The organism is Methylobacterium ajmalii (assembly GCF_016613415.1).
In the GTDB taxonomy this organism is placed as follows: Bacteria; Pseudomonadota; Alphaproteobacteria; order Rhizobiales; family Beijerinckiaceae; genus Methylobacterium; species Methylobacterium ajmalii.
Map to the genome: position 1 here is coordinate 29,952 of NZ_JACWCT010000022.1, position 21,456 is coordinate 51,407.

A 21,456-nucleotide genomic window follows, 5' to 3' on the forward strand; every position below is an offset into this window, starting at 1 on the left:
TATGACACGACCGACGAGGCCGGCCCGCGAACGAGGCCGGCCCGGACAGCGATTCGGGGGGAGACCATGGATCTCGCAGCCGGCCTGAAGGGCCGCCACGTCCTCGTGACCGGGGCCTCGGGCGGCCTCGGCGACCATTTCGCCCGGCTCTGCGCGTCGTGCGGCGCCGCCGTCACGGTGGCGGCGCGGCGCAAGGAGAAGCTCGACGCCCTGGTGCGCGATCTCCTCGCCGCCGGTGCGCCGGAGGCACGGGCGGTCGCCCTCGACGTCGCCGATCCGGATTCGGTGACGGCCGCCTTCGCGGCGCTGCACGCCCTGCCGGACGTGGTGGTCAACAATGCCGGCATCGCCGAGGGCGGGGCGGCGATCGACGTCGACATCGCGACCTTCGACCGGGTGATCGACACCAACCTGCGCGGCGTCTGGGCGATGTCCGTCACCGCGGCCCGGGCCTGGCGCGACGCCGGCCGCGGCGGCGTGATCGTCAACGTCGCGTCGATCCTCGGCCTCAGGGTCGCCGGCGGGGTCGGGCCCTACACCGTGTCGAAGGCCGGCGTGGTGCAGATGACCCAGGCCCTCGGCCTCGAATGGGCGCGCTACGGCATCCGGGTCAACGCGCTGGCGCCGGGCTACATCGGCACCGACATCAACCGCGAGTTCTTCGAGACGCCCCCCGGTCAGGCGATGCTCAAGCGCATCCCGATGCGGCGGCTGGGCCGTCCGGAGGACCTCGACGGCGCCTTCCTGCTGCTCGCCGGCGACGCCTCGGGCTGGATGACCGGCGCGACCCTGCCGGTCGACGGCGGCCACCTCGTCTCGGGGCTTTGATCCGCTCGCCTCAGTTCGTCAGCCGGACCTGCGCGAAGGTGTTGAACAGCTTCGTCATCGCATCGCCGATCGCGCCGGTCTTGCCCGCCTCCATGTAGAAGTCGCCGCTGGTCGCGCAGGCGGCGAGCTGGGACGGGATGTCGTCGAGGCGCGTGCCCCGGCCGCGGATCTGGCTCGGCTGGCCGAGGGTGGCGTTGTAGCCCCAGTCCCAGGTCATCGGCAGGTAGGGCGTGTAGATCACCCCGACCCAGACCGGCAGCTTGGCGCTGCCGCCGGGCGCCTTGAGGGCGGCGCATTGCGCCGGATCGAACGGCGCGACGAGGGCGCGCTTCGGCACGTCCCAGGTCCAGGACCGGCCCGGATCGGCGACGCCGTCGGTCGCCAGGATCACGAGCTTCTTCGGGGTGGTGATGCCGTCGCCGCTCGGGCCCACCGCCTGGGTGAAGGCCGGCATGATGCCCGAAAACAGCGTCGCCCCGTCGCTCTCGCCCGAGGCGCTCGGCGTCTTGGGCAGGTTGCGGGCCACCTTGGACAGGTCGCTCGTCGGGTCGAGCACCTTGGTGAGCTGGGTGCTGAACGCGTAGATCGCGACCCGCACCCGCTTGCTCGCCGCCTCCTGCCGGCGCAGCGAGGCGACGAAATCCAGGATGCCCTGGTTCATCTCGTCGAGGCGCAGGGTGATGCCGTTGGCCTTCGCCCACTGGTAGCTGTCCAGGCTGGTATTCTTCACCGGCTGGCCGTCGTGGCAGGCGAAGGCGCACCCGTTCAGGTTGGCCTGGAGCGCCGCGATATCGGCGTTCGTCGCCCCCAGCGCCATCGAGCCCGACACGTCGATCAGCAGGTAGACGTCGATCAGGGGCGACAGGTCGGCGCTGGCCTGCGACGCGCCGTCATAGGGCATCGCCGCGGTGCCGATGACCCCCATCAGGGTCGTCTTGGTCGAGGCGGTGTAGGTCCCCGAGACGGTGACGCTGCGGCCCGCCAGGGCGACGGTGAAGCGCGCCTGCGCCGCCGTGGCGGCGACCACCTTCGGGGCCACCGTGGCGAAGACCTGCGTGGCGGTGTCCATGCCGGCCTGGCGGATCGCGGCGTCCGACTGGCCCTTGGCATCCGCCGCCCGCACCGCCTGGGCGCCGGCCAGCACCGCGGCGTCGAGGGCGGCGTCGAGGCGCGAGCGGTCCTGGCGCGAGCGGGCGAAGTCGAATCCGGCGCCGGCCAGGATCAGCAGCACCAGGAAGGTCAGGCCGACCAGCATCGCGACGCTGCCGCGTCGGTCGTGCCGGAAGGCCCGGAGCCGCGCCGTCAGGGTGAGCAGGAGGGGAGGCAGGGGCATGATGAACCGACCGGGAGGCGTCCGCCATCCTGCCCCGACGGGCGTTTCCCCGCCGTGAACGCGATCGTCGAAACCCACGGCCGTACGGTCCCGGCGCCAGAATCATATTGACCCAGGGTCAGTATAGTGGGCCGCTATCCTTCGCGTCGGCCGTCGGCCGGGGTCAAGCCGTCGGATAGGTGATGAACTCCAAAAGCGACCCATCGGGGTCGCGGAAATAGACGCTGATTCCCTCGCCGACGGCCCCGCGGCGCGGCACCGGGCCGAGCTCGACCGGCACGCCGTGGCGTTCGAGATGGGCCGCCGCCTCCTCGATCGGGCCGGGCCAGCGGAAGCACAGGTCGCTGTTGCCGGGCGCCACCGGCAGCCGGGCCCGGGGCTCGCCGATCTGGCCCGGTCCGTGGCAGTTCAGCTGCACGCCGCCGAAGCGGTAGGCGTAGCCCCGCCCGACCGGGATCACCTCGGCCCCGACCACGTCGCGGTAGAAGGCGGTCGAGCGCTCCCAGTCCGAGACGTGGATGACGCAATGGTCGAGGTGGATCGCCGGGGCGACGCCGGTCACCGGCGCGGCGGGCGCGAGGTCGGAAAGGGTCTCGGTATCCGGCATCGCGGGCCTCCGGGCTTGCACGCGGCTCAAGGTCTTGCACGCGGCTGAAGGTAACGCGGCGCCGGCGCCGGTGAACAGCGGGCCGGCGGGAAATGTCGCGCCATCGCGACGCGCCGGTCAGGCGCGCCAGAACGGCTTGAGGCTCTCCTGCCGCACCGTGTCGGGGTCGAGGCCGGTATCGCGCATCTGCGCGGGCGTCAGCGCGGCGAGGACCCGGCGGTCCCGGGCGCGCCGCCACCAGAGGCCGAGGAGGGTCGGGCGGGGCGGCCGAGGGGCGGAGACGGAATCGGCGAGCGGCAGGGAGAAGGCGGGCATGGGGGTCGATCCGAACGGGGAGAGGGCAGTCCGGCCGGGATTGCGCCGCCAGGATTGTATCGATACGAATATCGGTGCAATCGAAACATTGTTCTCGGAGCAATGATGGCCGCACTCGACTATCGCGGGCTCGCCGACACGGTGGCGGCGGAGATCGCCGACGGGCGGCTGCGTCCGGGCGAGAGGCTGCCGCCCCAGCGCGACTTCGCCTATGCCCGCGGCATCGCGGTCTCCACGGCGAGCCGGGTCTATGCCGAGCTGGCGCGGCGCGGCCTCGTCCTCGGCGAGGTCGGGCGCGGCACCTACATCCGCTCCGATCTCGGCGCCTCCGAGCCGATCCGCCCGGAGCCGCCGCCGGCCGCCCTCGATCTCCAGCGCACGATGTCCCGCCTGCCCGAGCAGGAGGCCCTGCTCGCCGAGACCCTGGCGGGGCTGGGACGCGGGGCGGTCGAGGCGGCGCTGACCCAGTACGGCCCGGCCGGCACGCCGCAGGCGCGCGGCGTCGCCGCGCGCTTCCTGGCGCAGGACGGCTTCGCCCCCGATCCGCACGGGATCCTGTTCACCGGCAACGGGCGCCAGGGGCTCGCCGCCGCCCTGGCGATGCTGGCCCCGCCGGGGGAGCGCATCGGCTGCGAGCCGCTGACCTATCCGGTGGTCAAGGGCATCGCGGCGCGGCTCGGCATCGCCCTCGTGCCGCTGCCCCTCGACGGGGAGGGCGTGCGGCCAGACGCCATCCTCCAGGCCCACCGCGCCGCGCCGCTGAGCGGGCTCTACCTCCAGCCGACGCTGCAGAACCCGCTCGGGGCGACGATGGGGCCGGGGCGCCGGGCGGAGATCGCCGCGGTCCTGGCGCGGACGGGGCTCACGCTCGTGGAGGACGCGGTCTACGGCTTCCTGCGCGATACCACGGCCATCGCCGCCCTGGCGCCCGAGCGCACGATCCTGGTCGACAGCCTGTCGAAGCGCGTGATGCCGGGCCTGACCGTCGGGATGATCGTGAGCCCGCCCGAGATGACGGACCGCCTCGCGGCCTCGGTGCGCCAGGGCGGGTGGAGCGCCCCGGGGGTCGCGCTCGCCGCCGGCACGCGCTGGATGGAGGACGGCTCCGCCGCCCGGCTCGCCCGCGCCAAGCGGGCCGACGCGGCCGAGCGGCAGGCGATCGCCCGGGACCGCCTCGCCGGCCTGCCGGTGACGGGCGACGCGGCGGCCTATCACCTCTGGCTCACCCTGCCGGAGACGTGGCGGGCCGAGGCCTACGCCGCGGCGGCCCTGCGGCGGGGCATCGCCCTCATCCCGGCCTCCTCCTTCGCGGTCAGCCCGGGCCACGCCCCGAACGCCGTCCGGCTCGCCCTCGCGGCGCCGGCGCGGGACGAGCTGGCGCGGGCGCTCGACGCGCTGCGCCGCCTCGCCCTCGCGGGGGACGATCAGGTGGTCGAGTAGGCGGCGCCTCCCGGCGGCCTCTCACTGCGCCAGGCGCACCGGCTGGTCCTTCGCCGGGCCGACGCCCGAGGGCACCGGCACGGCCGAGGAATTGTAGTTGGCGTTGATCATCAGGTTGGCGCTGCCGGACGTGCGGATCGACTTGGCGACCACGACCGTCCAGGGCGACTGGTCGGCGATCTTGTTGCCGTATCCGCTCACCGTGAGGCTTGCATTCGGCAGGTATATCGTGCCGACGATCTTGCGGGCGTTGTTGGTCGAGATGCCGAAATCGCCGTAATAGCTGCGGTCGGTGATCAGGGCGAAGCCCGCATAGGGCCCGCTCTTGCGGCCCTCGATCTCGAGCTTGGCCATGCCGATCACCTGGGCCGACAGCAGGCCCTTGAAGATCAGCACCACGTCGGTGCCGGTGATGGTAGATTGCCCGAGCAGGTTGAGGATCGGGCCGACGAAATAATGCTCGCCGGGCTGGAGCACGATGTTCGTCATCCCCAGCAGGGTCAGCTCGCCGCAATGGACGCCGGGATTGAGGTAAGTGGTGCCGCTGCCGATGTTGATCGTGAGCAGATCGTCGCACAGGAGCGGCACGTCGATGCGCATCTTGGCGAACGGGTCCGCCATCGTCGGGGCGTCGGTGACCGGGACCGGGCGGACCGGGCCGGTCGCGCTGCCCGCCGCCCGCACCTCGCCCGCCCACAGGGCCGTGCCCATCCCCGCCGACAGGTTGGCGTTGCTCTGCACGAGGCAGTCGTTGGCGGTGATCGCCGAGTTGCCGTTCAGGCCGACGGCGACCGGCGCGCCGAGGCCGATGGAGTCTTGGGAGCCCAGCACGCAGAGCGGCTTCCGCGCGGTGCGGATCGCCGTCGCGCTGGCCTCGATGGTCCAGCCGCCCGGCGGCAGCATGTTGCGGAAGAACGAGGCCCGGTGCCCGGTCTGGCGCACCGTGACCGTGCGCGCCGCGGCGTCGATCGTGGCGCTCGACGTGATCGTCCAGCGCCGGCGCAGGGCGGCGGCCATCCCGTCGGCGGCGAGGCGGGCGCGCTCCGTCGTGGCGGCGGACTGGTCGACGCCGAACTCGCCCGCGCCCTGGATCGCCGCGGCGTCGACGTAGCTCTGGAGCTTCGACTTCGCCAGCATCACCTCGGAGACCTCGGCGACGCCCACCGCCGCCGTCGCCAGCAGCGGCAGCAGCAGGCTCAGCACGACGATCACCGAGCCGCGCCGGCAGCGCCGGAAGCGGTCGAGGAGGAGCGGGGCGAGGTTCGGGCAGGCTTTCATCGGCGCGGCGGGCTGCCATTCAGGTTGTAGCCCAAAAAACTGCTATCGACAGTTGTTTTCGGGTCTCACAACGTCGGCACGCCCCATCTCTGCCGCCGGAATCCGAACAAAAGCCTAATGCCGTTGTTCGGTTGTAAGATTACGGGGTTAGTTGCAGCTCGGACTTGTGTCCGGGTTCCCGGGTCCGGCGCGGCACAGGTTCGCCGCGCCGGGTTATCTCTGGGTCAGCCGGCGACGTCGTGCTCGATCGCCCCGAAGATCGAGTGCCCGCCGGCGTCCTTCATCTCGACCCGCAGGCGGTCGCCCGCCGCGAGGTAGGGCGTGCGCGCCCAGCCGCCGGTGAGAGCCTCCGCGGCCCGCGCCTCGGCGAGGCAGGCATAGCCGGCCCCACCCTCGGCGGCGGCCCGACCCGGCCCGCCGTCGATGCCGCGGTTCGAGACCGGGCCGGCGCTGACCAGGGTCCCGGCGCCGATCGGCCGGTCGCGCGCCGCCTCCGCCACCAGGGCGACGAGGCCCTGCGCCAGGTCGGCGCCCGCCTCCGGGCAGCCGAGCGCCTTGCCGTTGCGGCTCACCAGGAGCGGTCGGTGGAGCGCGCCGTCGCGCCAGACGGTCCCGAGCTCGTCGGGCGTCACCGCCACCGGGGCGAGGCTCGCGGCGAGCGCCGGCGCCTCGGCGCCGTCGAGGTCGAGCCCGTCGGGCCTCAGCCGGTCGTGGCGGATCACCTCCGCCACCAGCGTCACCAGCCGGATCGCGGCTTCGGCCTCCGCCGCCCCGGCGCCCCGGAGCAGGTCGCCGGTGATCACCGCGAGGCCCGCCGAGAGGTCGAGGGAGGCCGCCGGATCGTCGGCGACCAGGGTCTCGCGGGGGGCGAGGAATCCGTCCGAGGGGGCGTGGCGCAGGCGGCCCGCCTCGCTCCCCGTCGCCTCGGCGCCGGCGGCCTGGCGCAGCAGGGCCGGGTAGCCCGGCCAGGCGGCGGCGTGCCGGCGGGCATAGGCGCGGGGCAGGGGGGCGACGCAATCGTGCTCGTGGAAGCGGAACGACGGCACCGAGCCGTGCTCGAGCTGCTCGGCGAGGGCGGCGAGGGCCGGGGCGTAGCGCTCCCAGTCGTCGAGGGCCTGCTGGAGCGTCGGCACCACGATGAAGGCGTCGGTGGCGCGGGTCAGGTCGCGCGAAACCACGACGAGGCGGCCGTCGCGGCCGTGCTTGAGGCTGGCGAGCTTCATTCGGCGTCCCTCCTGTCGCCCGCTGTTGCGGGCGTTCGAGCCTGCCGAGACGGCAGGCCTGCGGCCCGGTTCGTCGGGCACGTCGGTCCATCATGGACCGCCCCGGCCGCGGAGGCTACGGCCGGGGTTCAAGCTTCCCTTATGTCAGATCGTGCCGTGGACGAGGCCGTGGATGAAGCCGAGCTTGGCGATGACCGGCGGCGCCAGCACGAAGGGGTAGAGGTCGCCCTGTCCCATCGCCCGGTTGACGCTGTTCAGCGCGAACACGAAGGGCAGCCAGGCCGCCACGATCTGCTCGATGCTCTGCGCCTCGTAGGGATCGAAGTCGATCCGCGCCGCGAGCTCGCCGTTGGCGTCGAGCAGCGGGTGGACCTGCATGCCGAAGGCGCTCGCCATCTCCAGCGTGTCGACGATGTGCAGGTAATGCGCCCAGGTCTCGGCGAAGTCCTCCCACGGATGGGTGGTGGCGTAGGCCGAGACGTGGGTCTCCTGCCAGTTGGCCGGGGTGCCCTGCTCGTAATGGCGCTGGAGCGCCGCGTTGTAGTCCTGCGTATCGTCGCCGAACACCGCCCGGCAGGCGTCGAGCCGCCCGGCGTCGCGCACCAGGATGTCCCAGTAATGGTGCCCGACCTCGTGGCGGAAATGCCCGAGCAGGGTGCGGTAGGGCTCGCCCATCTCGCGCCGCCGCTTCTCGCGCTCGGCGTCGTCGGCCTCGGCCAGCGCGATCGTGATGACGCCGTTGTCGTGCCCGGTCATCACCTTCGGGCCCTGGTTCTCCGGCGGATCGGCGAGGAAGTGGAAGATCAGCCCGTGCTCCGGGTCCTCGGCGCGGGTCTTCAGCGGCAGGTTCCAGCGCAGCAGGGTGTAGAACAACCGGTGCTTGGCGAATTCCAGCTCGCGCCACTTGGCGAGGTATTCCGGGTTCGAGACGTCGGGAATCGTGCCGTTGTGCCGGCAGGCGAGGCAGAAGGCGTCCCCGGATCCCGGCGGCACCAGCCAGTTGCAGGCATCGTGCACCGCGTTGGCGCAGAACCGGCTCGGCCGCTCCGGCACCGCGAGCGGGCTCCAGTCCTCGCCGCCGGCCGGCGCGAGGGCCGAGAGCGTGCGGGTCTCGGGCAGGTAGGCCAGGGTGTGGCCGCAGCGCTGGCAGGTCCGGTTCTCGAAATACAGGATGTTGCCGCAGGACTGGCACTGGAACAGTTTCATCGGGCTCTCCACCGGGCGCGACCGCCCGCCGCACGGTGCAACGAACGTGCTAGGGGGGCGGGGGTTGCGGCGGGCCCGCTGCCTTGCGCGGGCCGGGGGGCTGCCTTCGGTCGTGAGACCGGGCCATGAGGACGACCGTGATGGATGCGAGCGCCGAGCTGGACGAGCCGATCCCCTACATGGCGCGCACGCGGGCCTATTACGGGGCGCTGGGCTACCCGCCCTACCGTTGGGCGCATTCCGGCGACGTGCCCTTCGCCTCTCTCGGCAAAGCCCTCGGCGAGAGCTGCATCGCCCTCGTCACGACGGCGGCGCCCTACCGGCCGGACAAGGGAGACCAGGGGCCGGGCGCGCCCTACAACGGCGCGGCCAAGTTCTTCTCGGTGTACTCGGCCCCGGCGGACGGGAGCCCGGACCTGCGCATCGCCCACATCGCCTACGACCGCGACCATACCCGCGCGGACGATCCCGGCAGCTACTTCCCGCTCGCGGCCCTGAAGGCGGCCGCCGCGGCGGGACGGATCGGGCGCGTCGCGGCCCGCTTCCACGGCCTGCCGACGAACCGCAGCCAGCGCACGACGATCGCGGTCGACGCGCCGGAGCTCCTCGCCCGGATCCGCGCCGACGGGGCGGATGCGGCGATCCTGGTGGCGAACTGCCCGGTCTGCCACCAGTCGCTCGCGCTCGCCGCCCGGGCGCTCGAAGCCGCCGGCATCGCCACGGTGCTGATGGGCTGCGCCAAGGACGTCGTCGAGCATTGCGGCGTGCCGCGCTTCCTGTTCAGCGACTTTCCCCTCGGCAACGCCGCCGGCCGGCCGCACGACCCCGCCTCGCAGGAGGCGACGCTGCACCTCGCCCTCGCGCTCCTCGAATCGGCCGTGGCGGCGCGCACGACGGTGCAGTCGCCCCAGCTCTGGCGCCCCGATCCGTCCTGGAAGGCGGATTACGCGAGCCTCGCTCGGCTCTCGCCCGAGGAGATCGCGCGCCGCCGCGCGGAGTTCGAGGGCGAGAAGCACCGGGCGCGGCCCGGGCGCGGGGCGTCCGGACCGGCAGCCTCCTGACGATCGGCTCCATCCCGACGGGACCGCCGTCCCGGTCCGGTGCGGCAGCGCCCACCCCCCATGCCTTCGAGGCCCTCACACCCCTTCGCGAAATCCCCTATCACCGTACCGCGAACACGAACCGGGCCGTCAGACGCCCGCGCGACGAGGAGATGCCGATGGCGATGAACGGGGCCGAGAGCCTGGTGCGCACCCTGGTGGCGGGGGGCGTCGAGGTGTGCTTCACCAATCCGGGTACCTCGGAGATGCACTTCGTCGCCGCCCTCGACCGGGTCGAGGGGATGAGGGCGGTCCTGTGCCTGTTCGAGGGCGGCGCCACGGGCGCGGCCGACGGCTATGCCCGCATGGCCGACAAGCCGGCCTCGACGCTGCTCCATCTCGGGCCCGGCCTCGGCAACGGCATCGCCAACCTGCACAACGCGCGCCGCGCCCGCTCGCCGCTGGTCAACATCGTGGGCGAGCACGCCACCTACCACCGCGCCTTCGACGCGCCGCTGACCTCCGACATCGAGGGTCTGGCCGGCCCCGTCTCGGCCTGGCTCCGCACGGGGATGAGCGCCAAGGCGGTGGCGGCGGACGGGGCCGACGCCATCGTCGCCGCCCGCACGGCACCCGGCGGCGTCGCCACCCTGATCCTGCCCGCCGACACCGCCTGGGAGGAGGGGAGCGGCATCGCCCCCCTGCCGGCGATTCCCGAGCGCCCGCGGGCGAGCGACGAGGCGATCGCGCACGCGGTCGCGGCGCTCCGCAGCGGCGAGCCGGTGCTGCTCCATCTCGGCGACCGGGCGGTGCGCGACGAGGGACGGCGGATCGCCGACCGGATCGCGAGGAAGACCGGGGCGAAGCTGCTCGCCATGACGTCGAACGCCCGCATCGACCGGGGTGCGGGCACGGTGCCGATCGAGCGCCTGCCCTATCCGGTCGATCCGGCCCGAGAGGTGCTGGCGCCCTACAAGCACGTCATCCTCGTCGGCGCGACCCTGCCGGTGGCGTTCTTCGCCTATCCGGGCAAGCCGAGCGCGCTCGCCCCGCCGACCTGCGACGTCTTCGCGCTGGCCACCCCGGAGCAGGACCAGATCGACGCCCTCGCACGCCTCGCCGAAGCGGTCGGCGCGCCGGCCGAGGTGCCGGTGCCCACCGGCCCCCGCCCGGAGCTGCCGGGGGAGGGACGCCTCGACCAGGATTCGATCGCCCGGGTGCTCGGCGCGCTGATGCCCGAGGGCGCGATCGTCTGCGACGAGTCGGTCACGACCGGGCGCAACTTCTTCCCCGCCACGCATGCGGCGGCGCCCCATACCTGGCTCCAGCTCACCGGCGGCTCGATCGGCCTCGGCATCCCGATGGCGACCGGCGCGGCGGTGGCCTGCCCGGACCGCAAGGTGATCTCGCTCCAGGCCGACGGCAGCGGCCTCTACACCGCCCAGGCGTTGTGGACCCAGGCGCGCGAGCGCCTCGACGTGGTGACGCTGATCTGGTCGAACCGCTCCTACGCGATCCTGCGCCACGAGCTGACCAATGTCGGCGCCAATCCGGGCCGCAAGGCGATCGACATGCTGACCCTCGACGACCCGCCGATCGACTGGGTCAGCCTGTCGAAGGGCTACGGCGTCGAGGCGCGTCGGGTCGAGACCCTGGCGGCGTTCGTCGACGCCCTGAAGGGCGCGCTCGCCCGCCGCGGCCCGTTCCTGATCGAGGTGGCGCTGGCCTGAGGCCGGGCCGCGCGGATCCTCCGTTCCGGCCGGCGCGAATCGCGATAGCGAGCCGGCTCGGTTTAACGGTCTGGAAGTCGCGCGCCCGATACGGCTCGGGCGCTGCGGCTGCGGATCGGACGGGATGAGCGGGAACGCGACGCGAGACGGCTCCGAGGGGCTGCTGCACCGCTGGCACGCCGCGCGCGCCGCCGCCCGCGGGCTGCCGGCCTACGAGGACATGGTCCTGGGCAATCTCGGCCGCATGGCGAGCCAGGCCGCCCTGGTGGACGCCTCGCCGGGCCGTCCCCGCCTGCTCTGGGTCGGCGAGGCGTTCGAGGACTGGCTCGGCCCGGGCCGGGCGCCGCGCGCGGCGGCGGCCGAGGCATCCTCCGATGCCATCTCCGATGCATTCTCCGGTTCTTGGGCCGGCCGCCTCCTCGAGGCCGTGCCGGGCGGGCTCTCCCATCCGCTGCAGGAGATCGTCGCCGACGCGCTCGCCGGCGGCGCGCCGGTCAGCTCGCCTTGCGCCCGGGTGGCCGGCGGCGTCGCCTACACCACCGAGGTGGCCGGCCTGCCGCTCGCGGGCCGGTCCGGGCGCCTGGTGCTGCTGTGCCTGGCCGGCCAGACCGTGCGGACGGATCTGCTCAAGACCCTGTTTCGCTCCACCCGGCAGGGCATGGCGGCGGTCACGGCGCTGCGCGACGGCGCCGGGACGGTGACGGATTTCCGCATCCTGTCCCTCAACGACGCCGCCGCGGCGATGATGCGCACCAGCATCGAGCGGGCCCAGTGGCGGCGCCTGTCGACGCTTCTCCCCGCCGCCACCGTCGGGCCGATGCTGGCGCGCCTGAACGCCGCCTTGTCCGGCGACCGGCGCCACTACGAGACCTCCTACACCCGGCCCGACGGGAGCCCGCTGCACGTCCGCGTCGAGATCGCCGCGATCGGCGACCTCCTCGGCGTGACCCTCACGGATATCGGCGACCTCAAGGCCCGCGAGGCCTCGGCGCGCCTCCTGTTCGAGCACAACCCGGTGCCGATGTGGCTCTCGGGCGAGGGCGGGGCCGTGCTGGCGGTCAACGACGCCGCCACCGGCCATTACGGCTTCCCGCGCGAGGATTTCCTGCGCCTGTCCGCCGGCGACCTCGTGATGCCGGGCGCCGCGGGGCCGGCCCAGCGCCACCGCCGGCGGGACGGCGGCGTCATCGACGTCGAGGTGTTCTCCGGTCCGATCCCGTTCGAGGGCCTGAGCGCCACCCTGACGGCGTGCGTCGACGTGACGGAGCAGCGCCGGGCCGAGCGGCGCATCGCCCACATGGCCCATCACGACGCCCTCACGGGCCTGCCGAACCGCGTGCTGTTCCACGAGCGCCTGGCCGCCCTGGTGGCGGAGCGGGCGCCGGCGGGTCTGCTCTGCCTCGACCTCGACCACTTCAAGCTCGTCAACGACACGCTCGGCCATCCGGCGGGCGACGCGCTGCTGCGCCAGGTCGCCGAGCGCCTGCGCGCCTGCCTGGGCGGGGACGGGCTGGTGGCGCGCCTCGGCGGCGACGAGTTCGCGGTCCTCCACCGCGCCGAGCGGCCGGCGCTCGTCGCGCTCGCCGACCGGATCATCGCCGCGCTCTGCCGGCCCTTCGCGCTCGACGGCCAGGACGTCACCGTCGGGGTCAGCATCGGCATCGCCCTCGCGCCCGAGCACGGCGACGACCCGGACGGGCTCCTGCGCAAGGCCGACACCGCCCTCTACGCCGCCAAGGCCGACGGGCGGCGCACCCGGCGCCTGTTCGAGCCCGCCATGGACGCGGCGCTCCAGGCCCGCCGCGCCCTCGAGCGCGACCTGCGGGCGGCGATCGCCGCCGAGGCGCTCGAGGTCCACTACCAGCCCCTCGTCGACGCCAGGACCCTCGCGGTGACCGGCTGCGAGGCGCTGCTGCGCTGGCGCCACCCCGAGCGCGGCTTCGTCTCGCCGGCCGACTTCATCCCGGTCGCCGAGGAGACCGGGCTGATCGCATCCCTGGGCGAGTGGGTGCTGGCCCGGGCCTGCCGCGAGGCGGCCGGCTGGCCGCGCCCGGTGCGGGTCGCCGTCAACCTGTCGCCGGTCCAGTTCCGCGCCCCCGACCTCGTCGGCACCGTGGCCCGGGCGCTGACGGAATCGGGCCTCGACCCGGCACGCCTCGAACTCGAGATCACCGAGCAGGTGATGCTGGAGGAGAGCGCCGCCAACATCGCGGTGCTGCACCGGCTGCGCGGCCTCGGGGTGCGCATCGCGATCGACGATTTCGGCACCGGCTACGCCTCGCTGAGCTACCTGCGCGCCTTCCCGTTCGACAAGATCAAGATCGACCGCTCGTTCACCGCGGCGCTCGGCCAGGAGGCCGCGGCTCTCGCGGTGGTGCAGGCGGTGATCGGGCTCGGCGCCAGCCTCGGCACCACCACGGTGGCGGAGGGGGTGGAGACCGAGGCGCAACTCGCCGTCCTGCGGCGCAGCGGCTGCGACGAGGTGCAGGGCTTCCTGTTCAGTCGTCCGGTCCCGGCGGCCGACCTGCGCGCCCTCGTCGCCGCCCCCGCGGTGCCCTGGCTGGCGGCAGCCTGACCTCTCAGACCGACTTTCCCCGACCCTGAGTCCGGCGGGACACAACCTGCGGCGGCGGGAGCGGCTAGGCATGGACCTTCCCGACGGGCTGCCGACCGGCCCGTCCCGCCGAAAGGTCGCCGCCCGATGCCCCCGCGCCGCCTCGTCCTCGCCCTCCTCGCCGGGCTGCCGCTCGCGGCCTGCAACGCCCGCGGGCCCGCCCAGGTCGCGGCGGTCGATCCGGATGCGGCCTGGTACATCGGCACCATGCCCGACCAGCCCTACGACGTGCCGCTGGTCGACCGCAGCCGGATGGACGCGAAGTACCGGCGCCAGACCGTCGCCTATACGGGGCTGGAGAAGCCCGGCACCGTGGTGGTCGATATCGACGAGCGCATGCTCTACCTCGTGCAGGAGGGCGGCCAGGCGCTGCGCTACGGCGTCGGCGTCGGCAAGCTCGGCTTCTCCTGGAAGGGCACCGCCACGGTCGGCCGCAAGGGCGTCTGGCCCGATTGGGGCCCGACCGCCAAGATGGTCAGCCTCAACCCCGACCTGCCGCGCACGCGCAAAGGCGGCGTCGACAACCCGCTGGGCGCCCGCGCCCTCTACCTCTACCAGGGCGGCCGCGACATCCTGTTCCGCATCCACGGCACCAACGAGCCCTGGAGCATCGGCGAGCAGATGTCCTCGGGCTGCGTGCGGATGCTCAACGAGGACGTGGTCGATCTCTACAACCGCGTGCCGGTCGGCACGACCGTGATGGTGAAGCGGAACGGGAAGTACCGGGTTTAAGGAAAAGCGTCGTGGGGGGCTCGTGAACCCTCCTCCCTCTTCGCAATGCTGTTCGGGGAAAGAGGAGGCGCGGGTTTCCCCTCTCCCCGCCCGCGGGGAGAGGAGAAGTCCTGCGCCATCCTTTTCCTCGGACAGCCCTGTGCAAAGGGGGAGGGTTTTGGCGGGTGCGCCCCCTCACACCGGCGGGTGCATCCAGAACTGGGCGATCAGCGCCGCGCCGAGGAAGGTGCCGGCATTCGCCATGAACGACACCACCACGATGCGCCAGCCGAGGCGCCGGAAGGCCGGAAAGTCCTTGGCGAGCGACAGGCCCGCGAAGGCGAGGATCGGGGTGGCGAGCGCCAGGAAGTTGATCCGGCCCGTGGCCGCGGCGATCTCCGCCGAGAACGGCGTGCCCGGATAGGTCAGCGCCATGCCGATCAGCGATGCCCACACCACCGCCGGCAGCCGGCGCCCGGCGAGGCGATAGAGCACCTCGCCGACGATCACCACGGCGACGATGATGGCGGCGCCGGCGAGCACCTGCCCGTCGGGTTTCGTGCCGTAGGTGAGCCAGTTGCCGATGAGGCCGAGCGCCGCCGTGGCGATCCAGATCAGCACCAGGGCCGGCAGGCCGAAGGCCGGGGCGGCATGGGCCGGGGAGGCATGGGCCACGACCGTCCCGGACGGCGCGGGCGCGGGTGCGGCCTCGGTCCGGCCGCGACCCCGGCCGAGGATCGGCTCCAGCACGCCGTAGGCCCAGATCGTGAAGGGTAGGGACAGGAACAGGGTGAAGTAGGTGCCGATGGTGGTGGTGATGAGGTTGCTCGCCGCCGCGAAGGTGGCGACTTCCTTCGCCATCTCGGGGGTCTGCTGCGCCGCGATGGCACCGGCGGCGGCCGCCATCATGCTGCCCGAGCCGACGCCCGCGCCCATGGCGAGCGCCAGCGGGTTGAAGATCCCGAGGCTCGCGATCAGCCCGGCCAGCACCGCGATGAACACCGCCCCGAACACCGTGCCGGTGAGGTACTCGGCGAGCACGCCGCGGCCTTCCGGCGAATCCATGCCGTAGCGCTCGCCGATGATCGCGAGGCTCGGCTCGCGCCCGACCGAGAAGGTGGCGCCGATCGCCTCGCGCTTGAGGCCGAGCAGGAGCGCCACCGGCAGGCCGAACACCATCGTGCCGAAGAAGTGGCCGAATTCCTGGAACACCAGGGCCCAGCCGGCGCCGAGGATTTTCGGCAGCGACCCGCCGACGAGGAGCCCGAGCTTGGCGACGAAGAGCAGCAGGGCCGGCTGCAGGATCGCGCCCGCCGCGTGCTGGAGCGACACCGGCAGCCGCAGGGCCGGCGGCAGGCGCGGCGCGGCGAGGCCGAGGCCCCCGCCCACCAGCAGCGCCCAGAGCAGCGGCAGCAGGATGATCTTGCCGTGGCCGAGCGGGATCGAGACGTTGCCGATCAGCTCGGCCAGCGTCACCACCACGAGGGCGAGGAGGAAGAGCGTCAGGATGCCGGTGCGCCCGGCATGGGTCGTGGGCGCGACGGCCGGGCCGCCGCTCGCGAGGGTACCGCTTGTCATGGGGTGACGTCTCCGGTGCGAGGGGGCGGTCCGGGGGCCGCCCCCCGGACCGGGTGGGGTGTCAGGCGCCGACGCCGGGGGCGTAGCCGAAGGAGGCGGCGGGAGCGGCGGCGGTCTCGACCCAGACGCTCTTGACCTGGGTGTATTCGTGCAGGGCCTCGAGGCCGCTGGAGCGGCCGTAGCCGCTCATCCCCGAGCCTCCGAAGGGCGAGGAGACGTGGATCGTCTTGTAGGCGTTGATCCAGAAGGTCCCGGCCCGGACCAGGGCCGCCACCCGGTGGGCGCGGCCGACGTCGCGGGTCCAGACCGCGCCGGCGAGCCCGAACGCGGAATCGTTGGCGATGGCGACCGCCTCCTCTTCCGTGTCGAACGGGATCACCGTCACCACCGGCCCGAAGATCTCGGTGCGGGCGCAATCCATGGCGTTGTCGGCGCCCGACAGGACCGTCGGGCGGACGTAGAAGCCTCCCTCCGCCGGGTGGCCGTCGCTGCCGGCGGCGAGCCGGGCGCCCTGGTCGAGGCCGCCGCGGATCATCGCCAGCACGTGGCGGTACTGGGCGGCGTTGCTGATCGGCCCGACCTCGGTCTGCGGATCGAGCGGATCGCCGACGCGGATGCGGTTGGCGCCCTCCGCCAGCATCGCGACGAAGCGGTCGTGGACCGGGCGCTCGACGAGGAGCCGCGAGCCGGCGACGCAGGACTGGCCGGCGCCCGCGAAGATCGCCGCTTGCGCGCCCAGGCACGCCCGCTCGAGGTCGGCATCGGCGAACACGATGTTGGCCGACTTGCCGCCGAGCTCGAGCACGCAGGGCTTGAGGTGGCGCGCCGCGGCTTCCGCGATCTTCGCGCCGGTGGCCGGCGAGCCGACGAAGACCACCTTGACCACCGCCGGCTCGGCGAGCGCCGCCTGCCCGGTGGTGTGGCCGTAGCCCGACAGCACGTTGACGACCCCCGCCGGCAGCCCGGCCCGCTCGGCGAGCGCCGCCACGGCGAGCGAGGTGAGGGGGGTCAGCTCGGAGGGTTTGAGCACCACCGCGTTGCCGGCGGCGAGCGCCGGGGCGAGCTGCCAGCCGCAGGTGAAGACCGGGGCGTTCCAGGGCGTGATCTGCAGCACCACGCCGAGGGGCTCGCGGCGGGTGTAGTTGAGGTGGCTGGTCGGGACCGGGATCACCTCGCCGTGCAGCTTGTCGGCCCAGCCGGCATAATACTCGAACATCTCGGCGACCTTGGTCGCCTCGACGCGGCAGTCGCGGATCGGCTTGCCGGCGTTCAGGGCCTCGAGGCGGGCGAGGGGCTCGATCTCGCCCCGGATCGTCCGGGCGATCTCCTGCATCACCCGGCCGCGGGCGGCGCCGGTGAGCGCGGCCCAGCGGGCCTGGCCGGCGACCGCCGCCCGTGCGGCCTCGGCGGCGACCGGGGCGCCGGCATCCGGGTATTCGGCCAGCGTCAGGCCGGTGGAGGGATCGACGAGGCGGACGGTCTCGCCGGTGCCCGGCACCATGCGGCCGTTCACCCAGGAGCCGATGACGGAGGTCTCGGGGAAGAACGGCCGCATCAGGGCGGCCAGGGTCTGGGGGCGGGTCTCGGTCATGACGGGTCCTTCCGGTCAGGCGAGCTGGAGCTTGACGATGGCGTTGAAGTCGGCGTCGTCCGCGATCTCGGCGCTGTCGCGCCACAGCCGGGCGGCCTGCGCCGACAGCGGCAGGTCGAGGTCGAGGGCGGCGATCAGCTCGCCGGCGAGCCGCACGTCCTTGCGCATCAGCTTCATGGTGAAGCCGGAATCGAAGGCGCCGTTGAGCACCCAGGTCGGGAAGTTGACCTGCGTGACGCCGCTGCGGCCCGACCCGGCATTGATGCCGGCCAGCAGGCGCGCCGGCTCGACGCCGGCATCCCGCGCCATCCGCACGGCTTCCGCGGCGGTGATCAGGTGGGCGGCGCAGAGCAGGTTGTTGGCGAGCTTGGTGACGTGGCCGGCGCCGACGCCGCCGACATGCACCCGCGTCGCGCTCATCGCGGCGAGCACCGGCTCGGCCCGGGCCACCGCCGCGTCGCTGCCGCCGAGCACCATCGTCAGCGTCGCGGCGTGCGCGCCCTTCGGGCCGCCGCTCACCGGGGCGTCGATCAGGTCGAGGCCGGCGGGCTCGAGCGCCGCCGCGATCCGCCGGGTGACGTCCGGGTGCGAGGTCGAGGTGTCGACGATCAGGAGGTCCGTCTTCGCTCCGTGGAGCGGCCCGTCGGCACCGAGCAGCACCGCCTCCACCACCTCGGGGGTCGGCAGCGACAGCACGACCGCGTCGCACTCCCGCCAAAGGGCCGCGGGGGTGTCGGCGACCGTGATCCCGTCCGCCTCCAGGGCCGCGCGGGCGGCGGGGGCGGGGTCGTAGCCGATGACCTCGAAACCGCCCCGCCGCAGCGAGAGGGCCATGCCCCGGCCCATGTTGCCGAGCCCGACGACGCCGATCGTGCGCATGTCCTGATGTCTCCCGTGGGCGCCGGGATCGTTGGCCGCGGCGCCTCCTGGGAACCGGAGAGTGAGGCAGGCCGGCGTTGAGCAGAACGGCACTGGCAGGTATTTTGCGTTGACTTGCCGGCAACGCACCCGGTGGGTGGGGAGGGAAGACGTCCGATGCAGAGCCTCGACGAACGCTGCCTGCGCTACCTTGCGGAGGCGGTCGGCTGCGGCTCGGTCCGCGCCGCGGCCGACAAGCTCAACGTCAACGCCTCGGCGGTGAGCCGCCAGATCGTCCAGATGGAGGGGCAGCTCGCCACGCCGCTGATCGAGCGTCACCGCCGCGGCGTGCGGGCGACGCCGGCCGGCTCGCTCCTCCTCGACTATTACCGCCGCCAGGCCTCCGACCGGGAGGACATCCTGGCCAAGCTCACCGAACTCAAGGGCCTGCGCCGCGGCCATATCGACGTGGTGCTCGGCGAGGGCTTCGTCGGCGACCTGATGTCGGGCCTGCTCCAGGGGTTCTGGGCCCGCCACCCCGACCTGACCATGACCCTCGACCTTGCCGCAACCAACGACGTGGTGCGCCGGGTCGTCGAGGACGAGGCGCATCTCGGCCTCGTCTACAACCCGCCGCCCGAGCCGCGGCTGCGCACCCACCTGGCGATGCCCCACCCGATCCGGCTCCTGGTGCGGGCCGACCATCCGCTCGCCGCCCATCCGGGCCCGGTGCGGCTGGCCGACCTCGCCGGCCACCGCCTCGGCACGATGCATCCGGCCTACGGCATCCGGCAGATCATCGCGGCGGCCGAGCGGGCCGAGGGCGTGCGGCTCGATCCCGTCCTGATCACCGGCTCGATCGGCGTGCTCAAGCAGTTCGTCGCCTCCGGCATCGGCGTGACCCTGCTGCCGGCCTTCTGCGCCGCCCAGGAGATCTCGGCGGGCAGCCTGGTGGCGCTCCCTCTCGCCGATCCCGGCCTCGACGGCGTCGAGGCCCAGATCGTCACCCGCCTCGGCCGCCAGCTCTCGCCGGCCGCCGGTACGCTTCTCCAGCACCTCGCCCGCGGCATGGCCGGGGAGGCGAGGAGCGGGATCCGCAGGCCGTCTTCCTCAAGGTGATGCGGAGCCGGCGCAGCAAGAAAAAATCACGGGATCAGTGGAACTTTCCCGCTTGTCGTCGAAAGCGGATTTTCGGCGGTTCCCGGCAGTGTAGGGGTGGCGATATTCACGCTGCATTAGGATCTCTACCGCAGCGTCGGCCAACCATATGCTGTCCCGATGGTGGCCGGAACGGCCCGTCCCGGGACCTCCGGGAGTGTCCGTCCATGTCGTCCCGCCCAATATCATCCCGGGCCGCGCCGTCTCGCGCCTCGTCGCTTCGCCTGGTGAACCTGCCGCTCGCCGCCAAGATCGCGGCGGCCCCCGTCCTGCTCCTGTGCCTCAGCCTCGCCGTCGCGGTCGTGTCGTGGCGCAACCTCGAGACCGTCGAGGAGACGACCGCCTGGTCCGCGCATACCCGCGAGGTGATGCAGAACGTCGACCGCACGGTCCTCGCCATGGTCAACCGCGAATCGGGGCTGCGCGGCTTCCTCCTGTCGGGCGAGGCGTCGTTCCTGGCGCCCTACCGCGCCGGTGAGGCGGACTTCGCCGCCGCTCTCGGGCGGGCCCGGACCCTGGTGGCCGACAACCCGGAGCAGCGTGCCCATCTCGACGCCCTCGGGCGGCTCGAGCAGCAATGGACCGGCGAGGTGGCCGCGCGGGCGATCCGTCTGATGGAGGATCCGGCGACGCGGGAGGCGGCGCGGCGGATCGAGGCCTCGGGCGCCGGCAAGGCGGTGATGGACGCGATCCGCGCCAAGGCCGCCGCGCTCGCGGCGGTCGAGCAGGCGCTCCTGGACGAGCGCCGGGCGGCCTCCGCGGACGCCGTGCGGCAATCGCGCCTCGCCAGCCTCGTCGGCTTCGCCGTGATGGTCGCGGCGGCGGCGCTGTCGCTGCTGCTCCTGCATCGCGGCGTGATCCGGCCGATCCGCGGCATGACCGCGGCGATGGGCCGGCTCGCCGGCCACGACCTCGCCGTGGAGATCCCCGGCGCCGGCCGGCGCGACGAGATCGGCGGCATGGCCGATGCCGTCCAGGTGTTCAAGGACGGTCTGATCCGGGCCCGGGCGCTGGAGGAGGAGACGAGGCTCGCCCGCGCTTCCGCCGAGGAGCAGCGCCGCGCCGGCATGCGCCAGATGGCGGACGCCTTCGAGCACGCGGTCGGCGGCATCGTCGGCCAGGTCGCGGCCTCGGCGACCGAGCTGCAGGTCACCGCCCGGGCGATGTCCGCGACCGCGACCCGGACCGCCGCGCAATCGACCGCCGTGGCCGCCGCCGCCGAGGAGGCCTCGTCGAATGTCGGCACGGTGGCGGCGGCGGCCGAGGAACTCGGCGCCTCGGTCCAGGAGATCGGCCGCCAGGTCGACGGCTCGGCCGGCCTCGCCCGCACCGCCGCCGCGGAGGCCGGCGCGACCGCCGGGGTGGTGCGCGACCTCAGCCTGGCGGTGAACCGCATCGGCGACGTGGTCGGGCTCATCTCGTCGATCGCCGCCCAGACCAACCTCCTGGCGCTCAACGCCACGATCGAGGCGGCGCGCGCGGGGGCGGCCGGCCGCGGCTTCGCTGTGGTGGCGGCGGAGGTGAAGGAACTCGCCGGCCAGACCGCCAAGGCCACGGACGAGATCACCGGCCAGATCGCCGCCATCCAGGCCGCGACCGGCCGGGCGACCACCGCGATGGCGGGCATCGGCGGGCGGATCGACGAGATCAGCGGCGTGTCGGCGGCGATCGCGGCCGCCGTGGAGGAGCAGGGCGCGGCGACCCGCGAGATCGTCCGCAACGTCTCCCAGGCTGCGACCGGCACCGGCGAGGTCACCGGCACCATCGCCGGGGTCGCGGGCGCGGCGGAGGAGACGGGCGCGGCCGCCGGCCGGGTCCTGACCTCGGCCTCCGCGCTGTCGCACCAGTCGGAGCGTCTCTCCGCCGAGGTGACGCGCTTCCTCGCCACCGTGCGGGCGGCCTGACGGTCCTGCGAGGATCCGAACGCCCGACGGGGGCCCCGCGTG

At 73.5% G+C, this 21,456-nt stretch carries 17 protein-coding genes; 8 read left to right on the top strand and 9 right to left on the bottom strand.

Annotation, left to right across the window (positions count from 1 at the left end; translation table 11 throughout):
- The first annotated feature begins 66 nt into the window (after positions 1 to 66).
- On the top strand, positions 67 to 828 hold the full coding sequence (locus tag HPY23_RS03750) for an SDR family NAD(P)-dependent oxidoreductase (RefSeq protein ID WP_060847022.1): 762 nt from the start codon (positions 67 to 69) through the stop codon (positions 826 to 828).
- Between the two features lie 10 nt (positions 829 to 838).
- Here the strand turns inward: HPY23_RS03750 and HPY23_RS03755 are convergent, their stop codons facing one another.
- The 3 genes from HPY23_RS03755 to HPY23_RS03765 all read right to left on the bottom strand — a co-directional run bounded on the left by HPY23_RS03755 (position 839) and on the right by HPY23_RS03765 (position 3,083).
- Positions 839 to 2,161, bottom strand: a complete 1,323-nt coding sequence (locus HPY23_RS03755) for a pilus assembly protein (protein ID WP_060847023.1) — start codon at positions 2,159 to 2,161, stop codon at positions 839 to 841.
- Between the two features lie 163 nt (positions 2,162 to 2,324).
- Positions 2,325 to 2,768, bottom strand: a complete 444-nt coding sequence (locus HPY23_RS03760) for a VOC family protein (RefSeq protein WP_060847024.1) — start codon at positions 2,766 to 2,768, stop codon at positions 2,325 to 2,327.
- 117 nt (positions 2,769 to 2,885) lie between these two features.
- A complete protein-coding gene (locus tag HPY23_RS03765; protein WP_060847025.1) occupies positions 2,886 to 3,083 on the bottom strand; it encodes a DUF1127 domain-containing protein in 198 nt (65 codons plus the stop codon).
- Between the two features lie 105 nt (positions 3,084 to 3,188).
- Here HPY23_RS03765 and HPY23_RS03770 point away from each other — a divergent pair, with 105 nt between their 5' ends.
- Entirely contained in the window at positions 3,189 to 4,523 is a 1,335-nt protein-coding gene (locus HPY23_RS03770; protein ID WP_091882112.1) for an aminotransferase-like domain-containing protein, read from the top strand.
- Between the two features lie 21 nt (positions 4,524 to 4,544).
- Here HPY23_RS03770 and HPY23_RS03775 read toward each other — a convergent pair whose 3' ends face one another.
- The 3 genes from HPY23_RS03775 to HPY23_RS03785 form a co-directional block, all read right to left on the bottom strand.
- Entirely contained in the window at positions 4,545 to 5,801 is a 1,257-nt protein-coding gene (locus HPY23_RS03775; protein ID WP_060847026.1) for a pilus assembly protein TadG-related protein, read from the bottom strand.
- Between the two features lie 224 nt (positions 5,802 to 6,025).
- A complete protein-coding gene (locus HPY23_RS03780; RefSeq protein WP_091881702.1) occupies positions 6,026 to 7,024 on the bottom strand; it encodes a fumarylacetoacetate hydrolase family protein in 999 nt (332 codons plus the stop codon).
- Positions 7,025 to 7,168: 144 nt separating this feature from the next.
- Positions 7,169 to 8,230 (bottom strand): zinc-binding metallopeptidase family protein, encoded by a 1,062-nt coding sequence (locus HPY23_RS03785; RefSeq protein ID WP_060847028.1) that lies wholly within the window; start codon positions 8,228 to 8,230, stop codon positions 7,169 to 7,171.
- Positions 8,231 to 8,355: 125 nt separating this feature from the next.
- Between HPY23_RS03785 and HPY23_RS03790 the strand changes: the two genes are divergently transcribed.
- The 4 genes from HPY23_RS03790 to HPY23_RS03805 all read left to right on the top strand — a co-directional run bounded on the left by HPY23_RS03790 (position 8,356) and on the right by HPY23_RS03805 (position 14,346).
- The gene (locus HPY23_RS03790) at positions 8,356 to 9,291 is read left to right on the top strand and encodes a hypothetical protein (RefSeq protein WP_060847029.1); all 936 of its coding nucleotides are present in this window, start codon (positions 8,356 to 8,358) and stop codon (positions 9,289 to 9,291) included.
- 158 nt (positions 9,292 to 9,449) lie between these two features.
- Positions 9,450 to 11,000, top strand: coding sequence for an acetolactate synthase large subunit (locus HPY23_RS03795; protein WP_060847030.1), 1,551 nt, complete (start codon positions 9,450 to 9,452; stop codon positions 10,998 to 11,000).
- 124 nt (positions 11,001 to 11,124) lie between these two features.
- Positions 11,125 to 13,575, top strand: a complete 2,451-nt coding sequence (locus HPY23_RS03800) for a putative bifunctional diguanylate cyclase/phosphodiesterase (RefSeq protein ID WP_175539837.1) — start codon at positions 11,125 to 11,127, stop codon at positions 13,573 to 13,575.
- A gap of 126 nt (positions 13,576 to 13,701) precedes the next feature.
- Positions 13,702 to 14,346, top strand: a complete 645-nt coding sequence (locus tag HPY23_RS03805; protein WP_091881706.1) for a L,D-transpeptidase — start codon at positions 13,702 to 13,704, stop codon at positions 14,344 to 14,346.
- 174 nt (positions 14,347 to 14,520) lie between these two features.
- On the opposite strand, the gene HPY23_RS03810 is transcribed toward HPY23_RS03805, so the two are convergent.
- The 3 genes from HPY23_RS03810 to HPY23_RS03820 all read right to left on the bottom strand — a co-directional run bounded on the left by HPY23_RS03810 (position 14,521) and on the right by HPY23_RS03820 (position 18,502).
- Positions 14,521 to 15,903, bottom strand: a complete 1,383-nt coding sequence (locus tag HPY23_RS03810; RefSeq protein ID WP_091881709.1) for a DUF3100 domain-containing protein — start codon at positions 15,901 to 15,903, stop codon at positions 14,521 to 14,523.
- A gap of 61 nt (positions 15,904 to 15,964) precedes the next feature.
- Positions 15,965 to 17,494: an aldehyde dehydrogenase family protein gene (locus tag HPY23_RS03815; RefSeq protein ID WP_091881713.1), complete on the bottom strand. Its 1,530-nt coding sequence runs from the start codon at positions 17,492 to 17,494 to the stop codon at positions 15,965 to 15,967.
- A gap of 15 nt (positions 17,495 to 17,509) precedes the next feature.
- Positions 17,510 to 18,502, bottom strand: coding sequence for an NAD(P)-dependent oxidoreductase (locus HPY23_RS03820; RefSeq protein ID WP_280142891.1), 993 nt, complete (start codon positions 18,500 to 18,502; stop codon positions 17,510 to 17,512).
- A 27-nt stretch (positions 18,503 to 18,529) separates the two neighbouring features.
- Between HPY23_RS03820 and HPY23_RS03825 the strand changes: the two genes are divergently transcribed.
- Together HPY23_RS03825 and HPY23_RS03830 are read left to right on the top strand one after the other, a co-directional pair.
- Positions 18,530 to 19,471 carry a LysR family transcriptional regulator gene (locus HPY23_RS03825; RefSeq protein ID WP_091881719.1) on the top strand — a complete coding sequence of 314 codons (942 nt, stop codon included), beginning with the start codon at positions 18,530 to 18,532 and terminating at the stop codon, positions 19,469 to 19,471.
- Positions 19,472 to 19,677: 206 nt separating this feature from the next.
- Complete coding sequence (locus HPY23_RS03830; RefSeq protein ID WP_091881722.1) at positions 19,678 to 21,414, top strand: methyl-accepting chemotaxis protein; 1,737 nt, start codon at positions 19,678 to 19,680, stop codon at positions 21,412 to 21,414.
- Positions 21,415 to 21,456 lie beyond the last annotated feature (42 nt).

Excerpts from the sequence above, each read along its gene's own strand:
- HPY23_RS03750 (WP_060847022.1), top strand. The coding sequence starts at position 67 with ATGGATCTCGCAGCCGGCCTGAAGGGCCGCCACGTCCTCGTGACCGGG.
- HPY23_RS03790 (WP_060847029.1), top strand. The coding sequence starts at position 8,356 with ATGAGGACGACCGTGATGGATGCGAGCGCCGAGCTGGACGAGCCGATC.
- HPY23_RS03760 (WP_060847024.1), bottom strand. The coding sequence starts at position 2,768 with ATGCCGGATACCGAGACCCTTTCCGACCTCGCGCCCGCCGCGCCGGTG.
- HPY23_RS03830 (WP_091881722.1), top strand. The coding sequence starts at position 19,678 with ATGTCGTCCCGCCCAATATCATCCCGGGCCGCGCCGTCTCGCGCCTCG.
- HPY23_RS03765 (WP_060847025.1), bottom strand. The coding sequence starts at position 3,083 with ATGCCCGCCTTCTCCCTGCCGCTCGCCGATTCCGTCTCCGCCCCTCGG.
- HPY23_RS03815 (WP_091881713.1), bottom strand. The coding sequence starts at position 17,494 with ATGACCGAGACCCGCCCCCAGACCCTGGCCGCCCTGATGCGGCCGTTC.
- HPY23_RS03785 (WP_060847028.1), bottom strand. The coding sequence starts at position 8,230 with ATGAAACTGTTCCAGTGCCAGTCCTGCGGCAACATCCTGTATTTCGAG.
- HPY23_RS03805 (WP_091881706.1), top strand. The coding sequence starts at position 13,702 with ATGCCCCCGCGCCGCCTCGTCCTCGCCCTCCTCGCCGGGCTGCCGCTC.
- HPY23_RS03770 (WP_091882112.1), top strand. The coding sequence starts at position 3,189 with ATGGCCGCACTCGACTATCGCGGGCTCGCCGACACGGTGGCGGCGGAG.
- HPY23_RS03755 (WP_060847023.1), bottom strand. The coding sequence starts at position 2,161 with ATGCCCCTGCCTCCCCTCCTGCTCACCCTGACGGCGCGGCTCCGGGCC.
- HPY23_RS03780 (WP_091881702.1), bottom strand. The coding sequence starts at position 7,024 with ATGAAGCTCGCCAGCCTCAAGCACGGCCGCGACGGCCGCCTCGTCGTG.
- HPY23_RS03825 (WP_091881719.1), top strand. The coding sequence starts at position 18,530 with ATGCAGAGCCTCGACGAACGCTGCCTGCGCTACCTTGCGGAGGCGGTC.
- HPY23_RS03775 (WP_060847026.1), bottom strand. The coding sequence starts at position 5,801 with ATGAAAGCCTGCCCGAACCTCGCCCCGCTCCTCCTCGACCGCTTCCGG.
- HPY23_RS03810 (WP_091881709.1), bottom strand. The coding sequence starts at position 15,903 with ATGACAAGCGGTACCCTCGCGAGCGGCGGCCCGGCCGTCGCGCCCACG.
- HPY23_RS03800 (WP_175539837.1), top strand. The coding sequence starts at position 11,125 with ATGAGCGGGAACGCGACGCGAGACGGCTCCGAGGGGCTGCTGCACCGC.
- HPY23_RS03795 (WP_060847030.1), top strand. The coding sequence starts at position 9,450 with ATGGCGATGAACGGGGCCGAGAGCCTGGTGCGCACCCTGGTGGCGGGG.